This is a genomic window from Streptomyces sp. AA1529, assembly GCF_000280905.1.
GTDB lineage: Bacteria > Actinomycetota > Actinomycetes > Streptomycetales > Streptomycetaceae > Streptomyces.
On record NZ_ALAP01000107.1, the window covers coordinates 24,392 to 38,410 of the forward strand.

Sequence of the window (14,019 nt, forward strand, 5' to 3'; positions counted from 1 at the left end):
CCCTCGCCCATCGCTAGTGCTCCTTCCAACCGGCGGACGGACCGCCGCGCCCCGCAGATGAAGAACGAGCACGCACTCTGTGCGGCACGTGCCTCCGGCTACACCATTCGGACAACGGCGGACGAAGCGTCAACCCCGAACGGTGGCACAACAGTCCATCAGCCTACCCGGCACGACGGACCCCGCCCGCCAGGGGTGGGAGAGAAAGCGCACTTCGTCGCGGTTCGTCACGCACCACGTCACAGCGGTTCAGTTCCGGATCGCGGACAGCAGGAAGACGACGGAGCGTTCGGTCTCCGTCCACCCTGCGGTCTCCAGCCGCACCGACTGGAGAAGGGCGCACTCGACGGCGTAACCCCGCTCCCCGAGCGCCCGTCCGGCCGCCTCGGCCTCGTCCCGGGTGGTGGCGTGCGTGACGATGCGGGCGGGGCGGCGGTCCGCGACGGCGGTGACGGTGGCCGTGCCCCCGGCGCCGATCCGCACCACGTCGGGCTCGGGCAAGTCCTCCAGGATGTGCGGCGCGACGCCGTGCACGATCTCCAACTGGACGCCGAACCGCCGCGCGGCCGCGTAGCCGCGACCGCAGGCGTCGGCGTCGCTGTCGACGGCGATGACCGCGGCCCCGAACCGCGCGGCCTCCACGGCGAACGCGCCGCTGCCCGCGCCGATGTCCCAGACGAGGTCCCCCGTGCGGGGCCCCAGCCAGGCCAGTTGGGCGGCGCGCAACTGCGCCGACTCGCCCGCCGGGCCGCCGCCGCTCCCCTCCGCCGGCTCTCCGGCGTACTCGGCCGTCGGCAGAGCCCAGCCGCGGATCGCGGGCGGGTAGCCGACCTCGTGCCCCGCGAGCCATCCGGTGCCCTGGGTGGTGCCGCTGTCGGCGCCCGCCCCGCTGCCGCCGACGACGATCACCACGTTCGGGTCGCGCCAGGTGTGGTCGGCGACCTTGTCCGAGGTGAGGACGGTGACCTGCTCGCGCTCGGTGCCCAGAGCCTCGCAGATGACGAAGGTGCGGTGCACCCCGTTCAGCAGCAGGGCGAGTTCGGCGGGCCCGGCGCCGGGCGAGGTGAGCACGGCGACCTTGTTGTGCGCGCGGCAGACGTTGACCGCGCGGCGCAGCGTACGGCTGGTGGCGACCACGAGCTGGGCGTCGTCCCAGGGCATCCCGGCACGGGCGAAGGCCGCGGCGACCGAGGAGACGGCAGGCACGACCTCGACCTCCAGGCCGTGCTCGGGGGCGCGCAGGGTGCGCACGACACCGAAGAAGCCGGGGTCGCCGTCGGCCAGGACCACGGCCGTGCCGCGGTGGCGTGCGATGCGCCGCGCCGCGAGGGAGGTGCTGCCGAGCCGGATGCGCTCGGCGCGCGGCGGGACCTCGGGCAGGGCGAGGTGGTGCGCCGCTCCGGCGACGAGGGTGGCCGCCGCGAGTGCCGAGCGGGCGGCGTCGGTCAGCGGCGAACCGTCCCACCCGATCACGGTGACGCGGTCGGCCATGGTGGGTTTCTCCTGGCTGGTCTGGGCACATCGCAGGTCGGGCCCACAGAGCGTACCCCCTGCCGCGGGAGGGCAGCGCCCGCACACCCCGCCGCGTCCGGCGGTCCGCGCCCCGCGCCCGACGGGCGGTGTGTCAGTGCCGCCGGGGCCAGCCGGGGTGGGGCGCGTAGCCGCCGGTTCCGGCGAACTGGTCGAAGCTGCCGTCCAGGTCCTCGGGCAGCAGGCTCCAGACGATGAGGTCGGTGCGGATCTCCGCCCAGCCGCCCTGGGCCCCGGTGTGCGAGGCCCCGAAGTTCTCCGTGCGGGTGCGGGCTATCCAGGCGTTGCGCAGCACCCCTTCGCTGATGCAGCCCAGCTTCTGGGCCACCTGCTGGGCGGCGGTGTTGTCGGCGGCCGTGCGCAGTTCCAGGCGTTCGAACTTCTGGTCCTGGAAGAGCCAGTGGGCGACGGCGGCCAGCGACTCGGAGGCGTACCCCTCGCCGCGTGCCCAGGAGGCGGTGGCGTAGAGCGCGTGGGCGGAGAGCACGCGCCAGTCCGCGCCGTGCAACTCGACCAGGCCCACGAGCCGCTGGGTGAGCAGTTCGGTCACGGCGAAGACGATGCCGTCGCCGGAGGTGCGCCGGGCGGGGGCGCCGCGGGTGACGAAGTCCCGGGCCCGGTCCTCGTCGTAGGGCACGGGTGACGCCAGCCAGGCGGTGATCTGGTCGTCGGCCATCATCGCGGTCAGCGCGGGGACGTCCGCTTCCTCGAACGGGCGCAGCACGAGCCGGTCCGTGCTGATCGAGATGTCCGGGAAGGTCGAGGTCATGCGCCGCTCCTACACGTCGGGGTGCACAGCATGCAGCATCGGCACCGGGATGCGCAGCGCCGGGCCCGCCCCGACAGGCGGACCCGGCGCTGATCAGAGACTTGTCGACACGGGGACTTTCCCCGGTTCAGGCCGTGGGGTCACGATCCCACAGGCCCGAAGACCGGTTCGATCGCCCCCTGGTACTTGTCCTCGATGAACTTCTTCACCTGGGGGGAGTTCAGCAGCTCGGCGAGCTTCCGGATCCGCGGGTCGTCCTGCTTCCCGTCCTTGACCGCGAGGAAGTTGGCGTACGGGTTGCCCTCGGCCTTCTCCGCCACCAGCGCGTCCGAGGCCGGGTTGAGCCCGGCGTCGACGGCGTAGTTGCCGTTGACGACGGCGGCGTCCACGTCGTCGAGAGCGCGGGGAACCGCCGCGGCCTCCAGTTCCTTGAACTTCAGGCCCCTGGCGTCGGCGATGTCGCCGAGGGTGGCCTCCGGCCCCGCGCCGGGCTTCAGCCCGATGAGCCCGTGCTCGTCCAGCAGGTGCAGGGCGCGGCCCTCGTTGGTGCTGTCGTTGGGGACCGCAACGGTGTCGCCGGATCCGATGCCCCCGAGGCTCTCCTCCTTCCTGGAGTAGAGGCCCAGCGGCTCCAGCTCGACGTTGACGACCGGCCTGATGTGGGTGTGCTGCTTCTCGTTGAAGTCGTCGAGGTAGGGCTTGTGCTGGAAGAAGTTGGCGTCGACCTCGCCGCTCTCGGTGGCGGTGTTGGGCACCACGTAGTCGTTGAACCTGCGGATGTCGAGCTTCAGCCCCTCCTTCTCGGCGAGGTGCTTCTCGACGTACTCCAGGATCTCGGCGTGCGGGGTGGGCGAGGCGGCGATCCTGAGGGTCTGCTCGTCCTCACCGCCCCGGCCGAGGCCGTAGCCGATCAGGGCCAGCGGGACGACGACGGCCGCAGCCACCGCTGCGGTACGGCCGCGCCCCAGCCTGGCGAGCCGCCGCCCGGCACCCCCGTCGGCGCCGCCTCCGCCGCCGCGGGCCGTCAGCAGCCGGACGACGGCGTCACCGACGAGCTGCACGGCGGTGACGACGACGATCAGCGCGACGACCGTGGCGACCATGACGCCGGTCTCGAAGCGCTGGTACCCGTACTGCACGGCCACCGAGCCGAGCCCGCCGCCGCCGACGGTGCCCGCCATCGCCGAGTACCCGATCAGCACGATCACGGTGGTGGTCAGTCCGGCCACCAGGGACGGCAGCGCCTGCGGGAGCAGCGCCTTGAAGACGACGGTGGGGGTGCCGCCGCCCATCGCCTGCACCGCCTCGACCAGGCCCCGGTCGACCTCCCGGACGGCGGTCTCCACCAGCCGCGCGAAGAACGGGATCGCGCCGATGGCGAGCGGCACCACGGCGGCCGTGGAGCCGACCGACTGGCCCACGACGAAGCGGGTGAAGGGGATCAGCGCGATCAGCAGGATGATGAACGGCAGCGATCTGCCCACGTTCACCAGCGCGCCGAGCACGCGGTTCGCGGGCGTGTTCCGCAACATGCCGCCCTTGTCGGTGAGGACGAGCAGCAGCCCCAGGGGCAGGCCGCCGACCAGGGCGACGAGTGCGGAGCAGCCGACCATGTAGAGCGTGTCCCAGAAGCCCTGGAACAGCAGCGGCTGCATCTGCGACCAGCTCATTCGGCACCTCCCTCGGTGCGTGCGGCGGACTGCCCGGCCGGGGCCGCCACCACTTCCGTGCGCGCGTCGCCGGACGGGCCGCCGGCGCTGTCCGCGGCGCCGCCGGCGACCGCGGCGACGTCGACGGTCAGGCCCTGCTCGCGCAGGAATCCGATCGGCACCACGTTCTCCTCGAATCCGCCGAGCAGCTCGATCCGCATCCGGCCCACCTGCTTGCCGGCGACGGTGTCCATCGCGGCGCCCAGGATGGAGATGTCGACGTTGTAGGTCCGCGACAGCTTGGAGATCACCGGCTCGGTCGCCCTCTCGCCGTGGAAGGTGACGTCGACGACCGTGCGGCCGGGCGCCGAGGGCTCCCCGCCGACCGGGAAGAGTTCGCCGGCCAGTTCGGAGCCGGGCGTGGCCAGCAACTCGGCGACGGTGCCGGACTCGGTGACACGCCCGTTCCGCATCAGCGCGGCCGAGTCGCAGACCGCCTTGACGACGTCCATCTCGTGCGTGATCAGCAGCACCGTGAGGCCGAGCTGCTCCTTCAGGTCGCGCAGCAGCCGGAGGACGGAGCGGGTGGTCTCCGGGTCGAGCGCGGAGGTCGCCTCGTCGGAGAGCAGCACCTTGGGGTCGCCCGCGAGGGCGCGCGCGATGCCGACCCGCTGCTTCTGGCCGCCGGAGAGCTGGCCGGGGTAGGACCCGGCCCGGTCGGCGAGCCCCACCAGGTCGAGCAGCTCGTGCGCCTTGCGGGTGCGCTGCTGTCCGGAGTGGCCGAGGATCTCCAGCGGCAGTTCGACGTTGCCGAGCACGGTGCGCGAGGACAGCAGGTTGAAGTGCTGGAAGACCATGCCGATCCGGGCGCGGGCCGCGCGGAGCTCCTTGCCCGCGCGGTTGCCGCTGCCGGAACGGGCGGCCAGGGCCGTGAGGTCCTGGCCGTCGACGGTGACGGTGCCGGAGGTGGGGCGTTCGAGCAGGTTGACGCAGCGGATGAGCGAGGACTTCCCGGCGCCGCTGCGGCCGACGACGCCGAACACCTCGCCTTCTTCGACGTGGAGGTCGACGCCGTCCAGCGCGGTGACCTCGCGGTCCCGTGTGCGGTAGACCTTTGTGAGGTCCGTTGTGGTGATCACAGAGAATCGTCCGTGGTGTCGGTGGGATGAGCGCTTGCGGTGCCGTCCGGGCAGGCGTGCGGCGGCGGTACGGGCAGAGCGGATCCACGGCTGCGTCGCGCAGGGCGCGTGGGGGGTGCTCCCCGGCCTCCGGCCCGGCGGGCGGGGACGGCGGGAGCGGCTCTGCCCGCGGTGCTCGGCACGCGGGCTCGTGACTCGCTTCGGGGCGCGAGTCGCCTCGGTCAGCTCAGGCGGGGGCCCTCAGCGGGCACACATTCGCCCGGTGGGCGACGGCCAGGCGCGCACAGGCATACAACGAGCACCGGGCGCCATCGTCGCCTCGGTCGCCAGGGTGCGGCAGCTCGTCGTGTTCATGGGGCAAAGTAAATCAGACCGGGCCGGCCGCACGGCGCACTCTGTCCGCATCGCGGACGGCCGGATGGACAGCGCTGGACACCGCGCCGCCGTCCCGGCCGCGCTCAGTCCTCCGCGACGACCGTCACACCCGAGGCTGTGACCTGCGCCGTCACCGAACCGAGGTGGTCGACGACGACGTCGGCGCGCAACTCGCTGCGGGGGTGCGTTGTGGCCAACCCCACGGTGCCCATGCCCGCCCTGCGGCCCGCCTCCAGTCCGGCGGGCGCGTCCTCGAAGACCACGCACCGCGCGGGGTCGGCGCCCAGCTTCCGCGCCGCCAGCAGGTAGGGCTCCGGGTCGGGCTTGCCGCGGGTGATGTCGTCGGCGGCCACGAGAAGCGGCGCCTCGACACCCACCGCACGCAGCCGGGCCTCCGCCAGTTCCCGGGTGGCCGAGGTGACCACGGCCCAGCTCCCTTCCGGCAGCGCGGCCAGCAGTTCGGCCGTGCCCGGCAGTGCGACGGCACCGCCCCGCGCGACGTCCTCGATCTCCATCCGGCCGATCCGGGCCACGGCCTCGGGGACCCGCTCGGCGGGCAGCAGATCGCCCACGATGTCCGCGGCCGGGCGCCCGTGCAGCTCGACGGCGGCGAAGTCCTCCGGGCTGATCCCGTACTCCCCCGCCCAGGCCGTCCAGCAGCGGAGCACCGAGTCCATCGAGGAGAGCAGGGTGCCGTCGTTGTCGAACAGCAGGGTCACGGGGGCTTCGAACTTCATGCCGGGCAGCGTACGCGGGCGTCCGGGGGCGCACGTCGGCGGGCCCGGGCGCCCTTCTAGACTCCTCGGCATGCTCACCCCGCTCACCGTCACGCTCGCCGTGGCCGCGCTCGTGCTGGCCGCGTGGTGCGGCTGGGCGGCGTACCGCGACCAGCCCACCAAGGACTGGCACTTCATCGGCATGGCCGTGGTGACCCTGCTCGCACTGGCCCAGCTCGTGGTCGGCATCGTGCAGGCCGCGCGCGGCCACACGGCCGCCGACGGCTCGGTGATCTTCTTCTCCTACCTGGTCGGCGTGGTCGCCTGCGTGCCGGTGGTGGGGCTGCTCTCACTGACGGAGCGCACCAAGTGGGGCTCGCTGACGGTGGTCGCGGGCGCCGTCGTGCTGGCGGTGCTCCAGGTGCGGCTGTACGACATCTGGGGAGGCGGTACCGGTGGCTGAGGACACGAGGGACGAGGCGGCCCGCACCCCGGCGGACGGTGCGGCGGAGGCCGCGACCGGGCGCGCGGGGATCAGCAGCGGGCCGGGCAAGCTCCTGGTCACGCTGTACGGGATCTTCACGGTGGGCGCGGCCTCGCGCTCGGCGGTGCAGCTCTCCACCCGCTTCCACGAGGCGCCGCTGGCCTATCTGCTCTCGGCGGCCGCCGCGCTGGTGTACGCGTTCATCACGCTGTCCCTGGTGCGCGGCGGCGAGGGGGCCAGGAGGGCCGCGCTCGCCTGCTGCGCGCTGGAGCTGTTCGGCGTGCTGGCGGTGGGCACCTGGACCCTGGTGGAACCGTCCGCGTTCCCGGACGCCACGGTGTGGTCGGACTACGGCATGGGATACCTGTTCATCCCGGTGCTGCTGCCGGTGACGGGGCTGTGGTGGCTGCGGCGCGGCCACCACAGCCCGGCGGCTGCCGGAGGCTAGGCGCTGGCGGCGTATTCGGCGGCGTCCTTGGCGAGCGCCACCAGCGTCACCCGGCGGTCGCGCTCGGTGCCGACCGGGGTGTAGCCCAGCCGCCGGTACAGGCGCAGATTGCCCTCGCTGCGGCTGCCGGTCACCAGGTGGTAGCGCTTGGGCCCGAACGCGTCGGCCAGGTGGGACTCGACGGCGGCGAGCAGCCGCCCGCCCAGGCCGTGCCCCTGGAGGCGGGGGTGCACGCACAGCCTGCCGATCCGCGCCGTGCCCTCGGCGTCGACCCTGCCGCGTACGGTGCCCACGACCTCCTCGCCCAGCCGGGCCACCAGCACGCAGCCCGCGGCGAGCTCGGCCCGCAGTTCCTCCAGCGTCTGGACCAGCGGCTCGATGCGGTAGTCGCCGTAGAGCTCCGCCTCGCTCTGGAAGCAGAGGTACTGGAGCTTCAGTATCTGTTCGGCGTCGTGTTCGTCCGCCGCAGAGATGGTCACGCTCATGCCCATGTGCGCATGCCTCCCCAAGTTGTGTGCGCACGGGCACGGGAGAGTGAGGGTGCCGTGTCCGCGCTGTCTGCCCTGGTGACGCCGGTTGCCTCTCGCACCCTTCCCCTGAGTCCAGGTGGTGGAACCTGTGCCGCGAGCATTCTGCGCAGGCATTCCAGGCAGCGGGAACGCAGCGGCCCCAGCGCGCCCTGTGACATTCCCAACTCGCGGGCGATTTGGGGGTATGTGGGGTCTTCCCGGGACAGCAGGGCACCCAGCACGGCGGGGCAGCGCCCCGGCAGCCGGGCGACGGCCGCGGCCAGTTCGCGGCGGCGCTCGGCGGCCAGCAGCGGCGCCTCGGTGTCGCTGGCCGGATCGGCGGTGCCGTCGGCCGCGGTGATCCGCTGCGGCCAGGCGGCGCGGGGCGGCGGTCCGGCGGCCCCGGGCAGCCCGTGCGGCCCGCGGGAGCTCTCGCGGGCCTCGGCGTGCACCGCGGCGGCCAGCCAGGCGGCGGGGTCGGCGGGCGGGCCGGACGCACGCAGCCGCTCCAGCCAGCGCAGCCGGACGCCCTGGAACAGGTCCTCGGCATCGGTGCCGGGCAGTGCCGCGGCCTCGGCGGCGCACTCGGCCCACAGCAGTGCGCGCGGCTCCGGCTCCCGCGAGGAGGGCCCCGGCTCGTGGGGTTCGCTCATATGCGGCTGCACGCGCGCCGCCCGTCCGCGGTTGCGGAACGGACGGCGCATCACTCGTGCGGGTGAGATCGGACCGGTCGGCGGCCGGGACCCGGAGGTGCGGACCGGCGGGCAGCGCGACGGGCGGCCCGGAGCGGGTCAGCGGCGGTCGCGGAAGTCCGCGGCGGCCAGCAGCGCGGTGTCGCAGTTGTCCGAGAAGATGCCGTCGATGCCCGTCTCGAACCAGCGCTTGAAGGCGCCGAACGCGTCGCCGTAGGCGTTCGGGTCGTCCCCCTTGCGGAAGTCGGCGGGCAGGAAGGTGTTCTCGTTGCGCATCGTGTACGGGTGCAGCACCAGCTTCCGGGCGTGCGCGTCGCGCACCAGGGTCGTCTCCTCGCCGAGCGAGCCGTCCTCCTCGCGGGGGATGATCAGGTCGAGGGTGGGGCCGATGCCCTGCGCGAAGCCGGCGATCCACGCCAGCCCTTCGGGCTTCACCAGGTCGGCGACGGTGCGCGGGTCGCCGGACTCCACAAAGTCCCAGGGGCGCGAGGCGGGTCCGGAGAGCAGCACGACGCGGGGACAGTCCACCAGCTCGTCCAGCCGCTGGATGCTGCTCGGCTCGAAGGACTGCAGGAAGTTGGGCGCGTGCGCCTTGTGCCGCCCGTACCGCCGCAGCAGGGTGACCAGCCGCTTCTCCAGGCCGAGGCCCAGCTTGCGGAAGTAGGTGGGGTGCTTGGTCTCGATGTGCAGCCACACCGGTCGTCCGCGCCGCCTGCCCTGCTTCTCGGCCCACTCCAGGACCTCGGCGAAGCTGGGCACCTCCCAGCGGCCGTCGTAGAGGGTGTTGCGCTGCCGCTGCTGCGGGATCCGCTCCTTGGCGCGCAGCGTCTTCAGCTCGCGGAGGGTGAAGTCCTCGGTGAACCAGCCGGTGAGCTGCTTCCCGTCGATCGTCTTGGTGGTGCGGCGGGAGGCGAACTCGGGGTGGTCGGAGACGTCGGTGGTGGCGGTGATGTCGTTCTCGTGCCGGCAGACCAGGTGGCCGTCCTTGGTGGGGACGAGGTCCTGCTCGATGACGTCGGCGCCCATGTCGAGGGCGAGTTGGTAGGAGCCGAAGGTGTGCTCGGGGCGGTAGCCGCTGGTGCCCCGGTGCCCGATGACGGCCGGGGTCGGCAGCCGCCCGTGGCCGTGCCCGTGCCCGTCGGTGCTGGGCGCGGCGTCCGCGGCCTGCGCGGTGCCACCGCCGAGCGCGACCGCGCCCGTGCCCGCCGCGCCCAGCACCGCCGCGGCGCCGAGCACTGTTCTGCGGCCCGGCTGCTGCTCCTGTCCCATGCGCTCTCCTCAGTCCCGGTGGCACCGATGTCCGGCCCTGCCACATGTCGGGCTGATCGTAGGACCGGCCGGGCGGCGACGGGGAGACGTCCGTGCGAACACGGCCGAAACACCGGACGGGCGGCGCACCGGCAGCTGAGCAATACGGACGCAATGCACGTCAATTCCTCGTAACGGTGCAAGAAACCCGGTGTGCCGGGTACCCGGAGCGGCGAGTATCGTCCTCATCTGCGCTTCCGTGCGCATCGACCACGCGCACGGCCATACCGACTGGGCGGAGGGTCCGTTGTCCCGTTTCCGGCTGATCAAGGCAGTGCTCGGCCCGCTCCTGCGCGTGCTGTTCCGGCCGCGGGTCGAAGGGGCCGACCGCATCCCCGGATCGGGTCCGGTGATCCTGGCCGGCAACCACCTCACGTTCATCGACTCGATGATCCTCCCCCTGGTGACCTCGCGGCAGGTCTTCTTCATCGGCAAGGACGAGTACGTCACCGGCAGGAGCCTCAAGGGCCGGCTGATGGCGTGGTTCTTCACCGGTGTCGGCATGATCCCCGTCGACCGGGACGGCGGACGCGGCGGCGTGGCCGCGCTGATGACCGGCCGCCGGGTGCTGGAGGAGGGGAATGTCTTCGCCATCTACCCCGAGGGCACCCGCTCCCCCGACGGCCGGCTCTACCGCGGCCGTACGGGCATCGCCCGGCTGGCCCTGATGACCGGCGCGCCGGTGGTGCCGTTCGCCATGATCGGCACGGACGAGGTGCAACCGGGCGGCAACGGCCTCCCCCGGATCGGCGGCGGCCGGATCACCGTGCGGTTCGGCGAGCCGCTGGACTTCTCCCGGTACGAGGGCATGGACCGGGACCGCTATGTGCTCCGCGCGGTGACCGACGAGGTGATGAGCGACGTGATGGACCTGTCGGGCCAGGAGTACGTGGACGTCTACGCCACGAAGGCGAAGGCGGCCTGAGGAAGCGCCCGGGTCGCGGCGCGTCGTCCGCGGCCCGCGGGGTCCGTCGGCACCCGTCGGAGCCGGTGCCGGCTCCGGCAGCCGGACCGCGCGGCGGGTGTGCGGCGGCCGGCGCTCAGCTCTCCTCCAGCCGCTGTCCGCGCAGCAGCCGCCAGGCCAGGAACGCGGCGGCGAGCAGGACGACGGCACCGGCACCGGCCCCGTAGCGCAGTCCTTCGGTGAAGCTGTCGCGGGCCGCGTCCAGCAGTCCGGTCCCCGCGGCGGCGGGCAGCGCGTCCGCGGTCCGCACCGCCTCCCCCAGCGACTGCCGGGCGTGCTCCGCCGCGTCCGGGGAGACACCCGGCGGGGTGCCGAAGGAGCGGTAGACGCCGGTCACCACCGAGCCCAGCAGGGCGATGCCGAGCGCGGCGCCCAGTTCGTAGGCGGTCTCCGAGACGGCCGAGGCCGCCCCCGCCTGCTCCTTGGGAACGGTCGAGAGGATGACGTCCGCGGTCACGGTGAACGCCAGTCCCGCGCCCACCCCCACCACCAGCAGCACACCGCCCAGCAGCGGGTAGCCGGTCGTCGGCTGGAGCCACAGGCAGCCGCCGAGGGCGGCGCCCACCGCGGCCAGCCCGCCGGAGACGGCGCCCCGCACGGACGTACGGCGGGCGACCCGGCCCGCGAACAGACCCGCGACGACGGAGCCGATGGCGGCGGGCAGTTCGGCCAGACCGGCCTGGAGCGGGGAGCGGCCCTGCACCGTCTGGAGGAACTGGGAGAGGAAGAAGACCAGCCCCGACAGCCCGAGGATGGTCAGCAGATCGGCGAGGACGGCGCCGCTGAAGCCGCGGTGGGCGAACAGCCGCATGTCCAGCAGCGGCGCGGGCAGCCGCAACTGGCGCCGCACGAACGCGTACAGCGCGCCCGCGCCGACCACCGCGGCGCCTGCGGCGTCCCAGCGGAAGCCGTGGGCGGCGGTCTCCTTGACGGCGTAGACGAGCGCGATGAGGCCCACCATCGACAGTCCGACGCCGGGCAGGTCCCAGGGGCCCGGGGCCGGGTTCCTGGACTCCGGCAGCAGTTTGGCGCCGACCAGCACCAGTACCGCCATCACCGGCAGGTTGATCAGGAAGACCGAGCCCCACCAGTAGTGCTCCAGCAGGAAGCCGCCGACGACGGGGCCGACCGCGGTGCCCGCGGCGGTCATCGCGCCCCAGATGCCCACGGCCAGGCTGCGCTCCCGCGGGTCGGGGAAGATGTTGCGGATCAGCGCGAGGGTGGCGGGCATCAGGGTGGCGCCCGCCACTCCCATCAGCGCGCGCCACAGGATCATCGCCTCGGGGCTGTGCGCGTAGGCGGTCAGCACCGACAGCGCGCCGAACGCCACCGATCCGGTCAGCAGCAGCTTCTTGCGGCCGATCCGGTCGCCGAGGCTGCCCATGGAGACCAGCATTCCGGCGATGACGAAGGAGTAGACGTCGCCGATCCACAGCAGTTGGGTGCTGGAGGGCCGCAGGTCCTCGCTGAGGAAGGGCGCCGCCAGGCCGAGCACGGTGACGTCGATGCCGACCAGCAGCACGGCGAGGACCAGCACGGCCAGCGCCAGCCACCGCAGCCGGGTGGGGCCGGTGTCCGCCGGGGTGCCGCCGGGGCCGGTGGCAGTGGTGCTGCTGCTCATTCCGCCACGCTCCGCCGTACGCCGCCGAGCAGCAGCTCCGCGGTCATCCGTACCGAGTCGCGGGCCGCGACCCGGCCGTCCTGGACCGCCCAGGCCGAGGCGGTGATCAGCGCGTAGAGCGCTTCGGTCAGCCAGGCCGGGGACAGGTCGATCCGGAAGGCCCCCTGGCGCTGTCCGCGCTGGAAGAGGGCGCTGATGCGCTCGTCGATCCTGGTCCAGCCCGCGTGCTGCTCGCCGGGTTCGAAGAGCTGGTTCTCGGTGACGAGGAACCCGAGGAAGCCGGCCAGCGGCTCGGCCTCGGCGATGACCCGCCGCACCGCGTCGGCCGCGTCCCCCTCGTCCGTCCGGGCGGCGTCCAGCGCCGCGTCGAGGCGGCGGAGGCCGAGTTGTTCGAGCGCGCGGATGAGCGCTGCCCGCCCGGCGAAGTGCCGGTGCAGCGTCGCGCGGCTGATCCGGGCCGCCTTGGCGATGTCGTCCATGGAGGAGGTCGGCCGCCGGGTCAGGAGGTCGGCGGCGGTGCCCAGCAGCTCTTCCCGATCCACACTCATGCGACAACAGTACTCCAGGTGAGACATGGATGTCGCATATGAGGCACGCAAAGCGCCCCGCCGCGGAAGTGCGGCGGGGCGTGGGCCGGGCCCGCGCGGGCCCGGCCGACGCGCGGCCGGCGCACGGTCAGCGCGCGGTCAGCGCCAGGCGCAGCTCCCCAGGGTGGCGCCCTTCTTCAGAGCTCGCTCGGCGGCCTTCTCCGGCAGCACCCGGGTCTTGCCGCGGCTCCCCTTGCCGGTGCACACCGCGGTGCGGTCCGCGTAGCCGGCGAGGTCCAGCAGGATCTGGTCCCAGTGGCGGTACTGCACGTCGTGGCCGCTGTCGTCGTAGCGGCGGGTGACCGGCTCGGCGGGCAGCGCGTCGGCCCAGCGGGCCTGCGTCGCGGGCGGGACGGTGGTGTCCTTGGCGCCCGTGTAGACGAAGGCCGGCGCCCGGAGTGCGGACAGGTCGGGGCCGGGGCGCTCGCAGTACAGCCGCTGCTCGTGGACCTGCGCCTCGGGGTCGCCCAGCTGGCCGCGCAGATAGTAGGAACGGGCGCCGTCCTCCTCGGCCCGGTCGGTGAACCCGGGGATCTTCCGCACCGGGCTGTCCTCGGGGAAGGCCCACCACGCGCGCGGATCGCGGATCTGCTCGCGGACGGCCGCCGCCAGCTCCGCGTCGCTCTTGCCGCAGTACCCGGGCTTCTCGCCGTAGGGCGGGAGCGCCGCCGCAAGGTGCAGGGAGGAGACGCGCCCGGGCGCGGCCGCGGCGAAGTGCGCCGCGTAGGGGCCGCCCCCGGAGATCGCGACCACGGGCGCCTTGCGGATGCCGAGCTTGTCGAGGACGGCGCGCACGTCGGAGGTGTAGTCCGCGAAGCCCAGCTTCGGGTCGAACTCCGTGTCGCCGAGACCGTTCCGCTCCACGGAGATCATCCGCAGGCCCAGCTTCTGCCGGGTGGTGCGCAGGAACTCCGTCATGCCCGAGGCGCGGGCCGTGGTGCCGGTACCGCCCATGAAGAGCACGGGGGTGCCGTCGCTCTCGCCGGTGTCCGCGTAGTGCACGGTGCGGCCCTCGTGGCGCAGCTGGTGCATCGGCGGGCCGAGCGGGTCGAACCGGTCCTGGACCACGGGCTTGGGCTTCCTGGAGGCTTCGGCCTGCGAGGCTCCGGCGGTGAAGCCGATTCCGCCGGCCACCGCGGCCACGGAGAGGGTGAGCGCCAGCGCGGCTCTCGATGCCTTTTTCATTTCTCGGTCTCCCAGTGTCTCAATGTGCGGAAGACCACCTGCC

The 14,019-nt window shown here is 73.4% G+C and carries 14 protein-coding genes; 3 read left to right on the forward strand and 11 right to left on the reverse strand.

The features are described 5' to 3' along the window. Positions 1–249: 249 nt before the first annotated feature. The 5 genes from cbiE to A949_RS0131485 form a co-directional block, all read right to left on the reverse strand. The gene (cbiE, locus tag A949_RS0131465; RefSeq protein WP_019360040.1) at positions 250–1,491 is read right to left on the reverse strand and encodes a precorrin-6y C5,15-methyltransferase (decarboxylating) subunit CbiE; all 1,242 of its coding nucleotides are present in this window, start codon (positions 1,489–1,491) and stop codon (positions 250–252) included. Positions 1,492–1,624: 133 nt separating this feature from the next. Continuing rightward, positions 1,625–2,299 (reverse strand): GNAT family N-acetyltransferase, encoded by a 675-nt coding sequence (locus tag A949_RS0131470; RefSeq protein ID WP_019360041.1) that lies wholly within the window; start codon positions 2,297–2,299, stop codon positions 1,625–1,627. 140 nt (positions 2,300–2,439) lie between these two features. Continuing rightward, on the reverse strand, positions 2,440–3,969 hold the full coding sequence (locus A949_RS39825) for a MetQ/NlpA family ABC transporter substrate-binding protein (RefSeq protein ID WP_019360042.1): 1,530 nt from the start codon (positions 3,967–3,969) through the stop codon (positions 2,440–2,442). Next, positions 3,966–5,087, reverse strand: coding sequence for a methionine ABC transporter ATP-binding protein (locus A949_RS0131480; protein ID WP_019360043.1), 1,122 nt, complete (start codon positions 5,085–5,087; stop codon positions 3,966–3,968). The genes A949_RS39825 and A949_RS0131480 overlap by 4 nt, the downstream gene beginning before the upstream one ends. A 458-nt stretch (positions 5,088–5,545) precedes the next feature. Beyond that, positions 5,546–6,199, reverse strand: coding sequence for an HAD-IA family hydrolase (locus A949_RS0131485; protein ID WP_019360044.1), 654 nt, complete (start codon positions 6,197–6,199; stop codon positions 5,546–5,548). A gap of 70 nt (positions 6,200–6,269) precedes the next feature. Here A949_RS0131485 and A949_RS0131490 point away from each other — a divergent pair, with 70 nt between their 5' ends. Next, positions 6,270–6,641: a hypothetical protein gene (locus tag A949_RS0131490; protein ID WP_019360045.1), complete on the forward strand. Its 372-nt coding sequence runs from the start codon at positions 6,270–6,272 to the stop codon at positions 6,639–6,641. Beyond that, the gene (locus A949_RS0131495) at positions 6,634–7,110 is read left to right on the forward strand and encodes a hypothetical protein (RefSeq protein ID WP_019360046.1); all 477 of its coding nucleotides are present in this window, start codon (positions 6,634–6,636) and stop codon (positions 7,108–7,110) included. Before A949_RS0131490 ends, A949_RS0131495 begins: the two co-directional genes overlap by 8 nt. Here the strand turns inward: A949_RS0131495 and A949_RS0131500 are convergent. The 3 genes from A949_RS0131500 to A949_RS0131510 form a co-directional block, all read right to left on the reverse strand. Next, on the reverse strand, positions 7,107–7,601 hold the full coding sequence (locus A949_RS0131500) for a GNAT family N-acetyltransferase (protein ID WP_019360047.1): 495 nt from the start codon (positions 7,599–7,601) through the stop codon (positions 7,107–7,109). The two genes, A949_RS0131495 and A949_RS0131500, sit on opposite strands and share 4 nt — an antisense overlap. Then, positions 7,592–8,272 (reverse strand): RNA polymerase sigma factor, encoded by a 681-nt coding sequence (locus tag A949_RS35220; RefSeq protein ID WP_019360048.1) that lies wholly within the window; start codon positions 8,270–8,272, stop codon positions 7,592–7,594. Before A949_RS35220 ends, A949_RS0131500 begins: the two co-directional genes overlap by 10 nt. 138 nt (positions 8,273–8,410) lie before the next feature. After that, a complete protein-coding gene (locus A949_RS0131510; RefSeq protein ID WP_019360049.1) occupies positions 8,411–9,580 on the reverse strand; it encodes a glycerophosphodiester phosphodiesterase in 1,170 nt (389 codons plus the stop codon). Positions 9,581–9,866: 286 nt separating this feature from the next. On the opposite strand from A949_RS0131510, the gene A949_RS0131515 reads away from it, so the two are divergent. Further along, positions 9,867–10,544, forward strand: a complete 678-nt coding sequence (locus tag A949_RS0131515; protein ID WP_026005231.1) for a lysophospholipid acyltransferase family protein — start codon at positions 9,867–9,869, stop codon at positions 10,542–10,544. Between the two features lie 115 nt (positions 10,545–10,659). On the opposite strand, the gene A949_RS0131520 is transcribed toward A949_RS0131515, so the two are convergent. The 3 genes from A949_RS0131520 to A949_RS0131530 form a co-directional block, all read right to left on the reverse strand. Further along, entirely contained in the window at positions 10,660–12,204 is a 1,545-nt protein-coding gene (locus tag A949_RS0131520) for an MFS transporter (protein ID WP_019360051.1), read from the reverse strand. Next, on the reverse strand, positions 12,201–12,752 hold the full coding sequence (locus A949_RS0131525) for a TetR/AcrR family transcriptional regulator (protein WP_019360052.1): 552 nt from the start codon (positions 12,750–12,752) through the stop codon (positions 12,201–12,203). The genes A949_RS0131520 and A949_RS0131525 overlap by 4 nt, the downstream gene beginning before the upstream one ends. Positions 12,753–12,890: 138 nt before the next feature. After that, the gene (locus A949_RS0131530; protein ID WP_019360053.1) at positions 12,891–13,976 is read right to left on the reverse strand and encodes an alpha/beta fold hydrolase; all 1,086 of its coding nucleotides are present in this window, start codon (positions 13,974–13,976) and stop codon (positions 12,891–12,893) included. Positions 13,977–14,019: the final 43 nt, after the last annotated feature.

Coding starts and splice junctions, on each gene's coding strand:
- A949_RS39825 (WP_019360042.1), bottom strand. CDS start 3,969: ATGAGCTGGTCGCAGATGCAGCCGCTGCTGTTCCAGGGCTTCTGGGAC.
- A949_RS0131485 (WP_019360044.1), bottom strand. CDS start 6,199: ATGAAGTTCGAAGCCCCCGTGACCCTGCTGTTCGACAACGACGGCACC.
- A949_RS0131530 (WP_019360053.1), bottom strand. CDS start 13,976: ATGAAAAAGGCATCGAGAGCCGCGCTGGCGCTCACCCTCTCCGTGGCC.
- A949_RS0131525 (WP_019360052.1), bottom strand. CDS start 12,752: ATGAGTGTGGATCGGGAAGAGCTGCTGGGCACCGCCGCCGACCTCCTG.
- A949_RS35220 (WP_019360048.1), bottom strand. CDS start 8,272: ATGAGCGAACCCCACGAGCCGGGGCCCTCCTCGCGGGAGCCGGAGCCG.
- A949_RS0131470 (WP_019360041.1), bottom strand. CDS start 2,299: ATGACCTCGACCTTCCCGGACATCTCGATCAGCACGGACCGGCTCGTG.
- cbiE (WP_019360040.1), bottom strand. CDS start 1,491: ATGGCCGACCGCGTCACCGTGATCGGGTGGGACGGTTCGCCGCTGACC.
- A949_RS0131520 (WP_019360051.1), bottom strand. CDS start 12,204: ATGAGCAGCAGCACCACTGCCACCGGCCCCGGCGGCACCCCGGCGGAC.
- A949_RS0131510 (WP_019360049.1), bottom strand. CDS start 9,580: ATGGGACAGGAGCAGCAGCCGGGCCGCAGAACAGTGCTCGGCGCCGCG.
- A949_RS0131500 (WP_019360047.1), bottom strand. CDS start 7,601: ATGGGCATGAGCGTGACCATCTCTGCGGCGGACGAACACGACGCCGAA.
- A949_RS0131490 (WP_019360045.1), top strand. CDS start 6,270: ATGCTCACCCCGCTCACCGTCACGCTCGCCGTGGCCGCGCTCGTGCTG.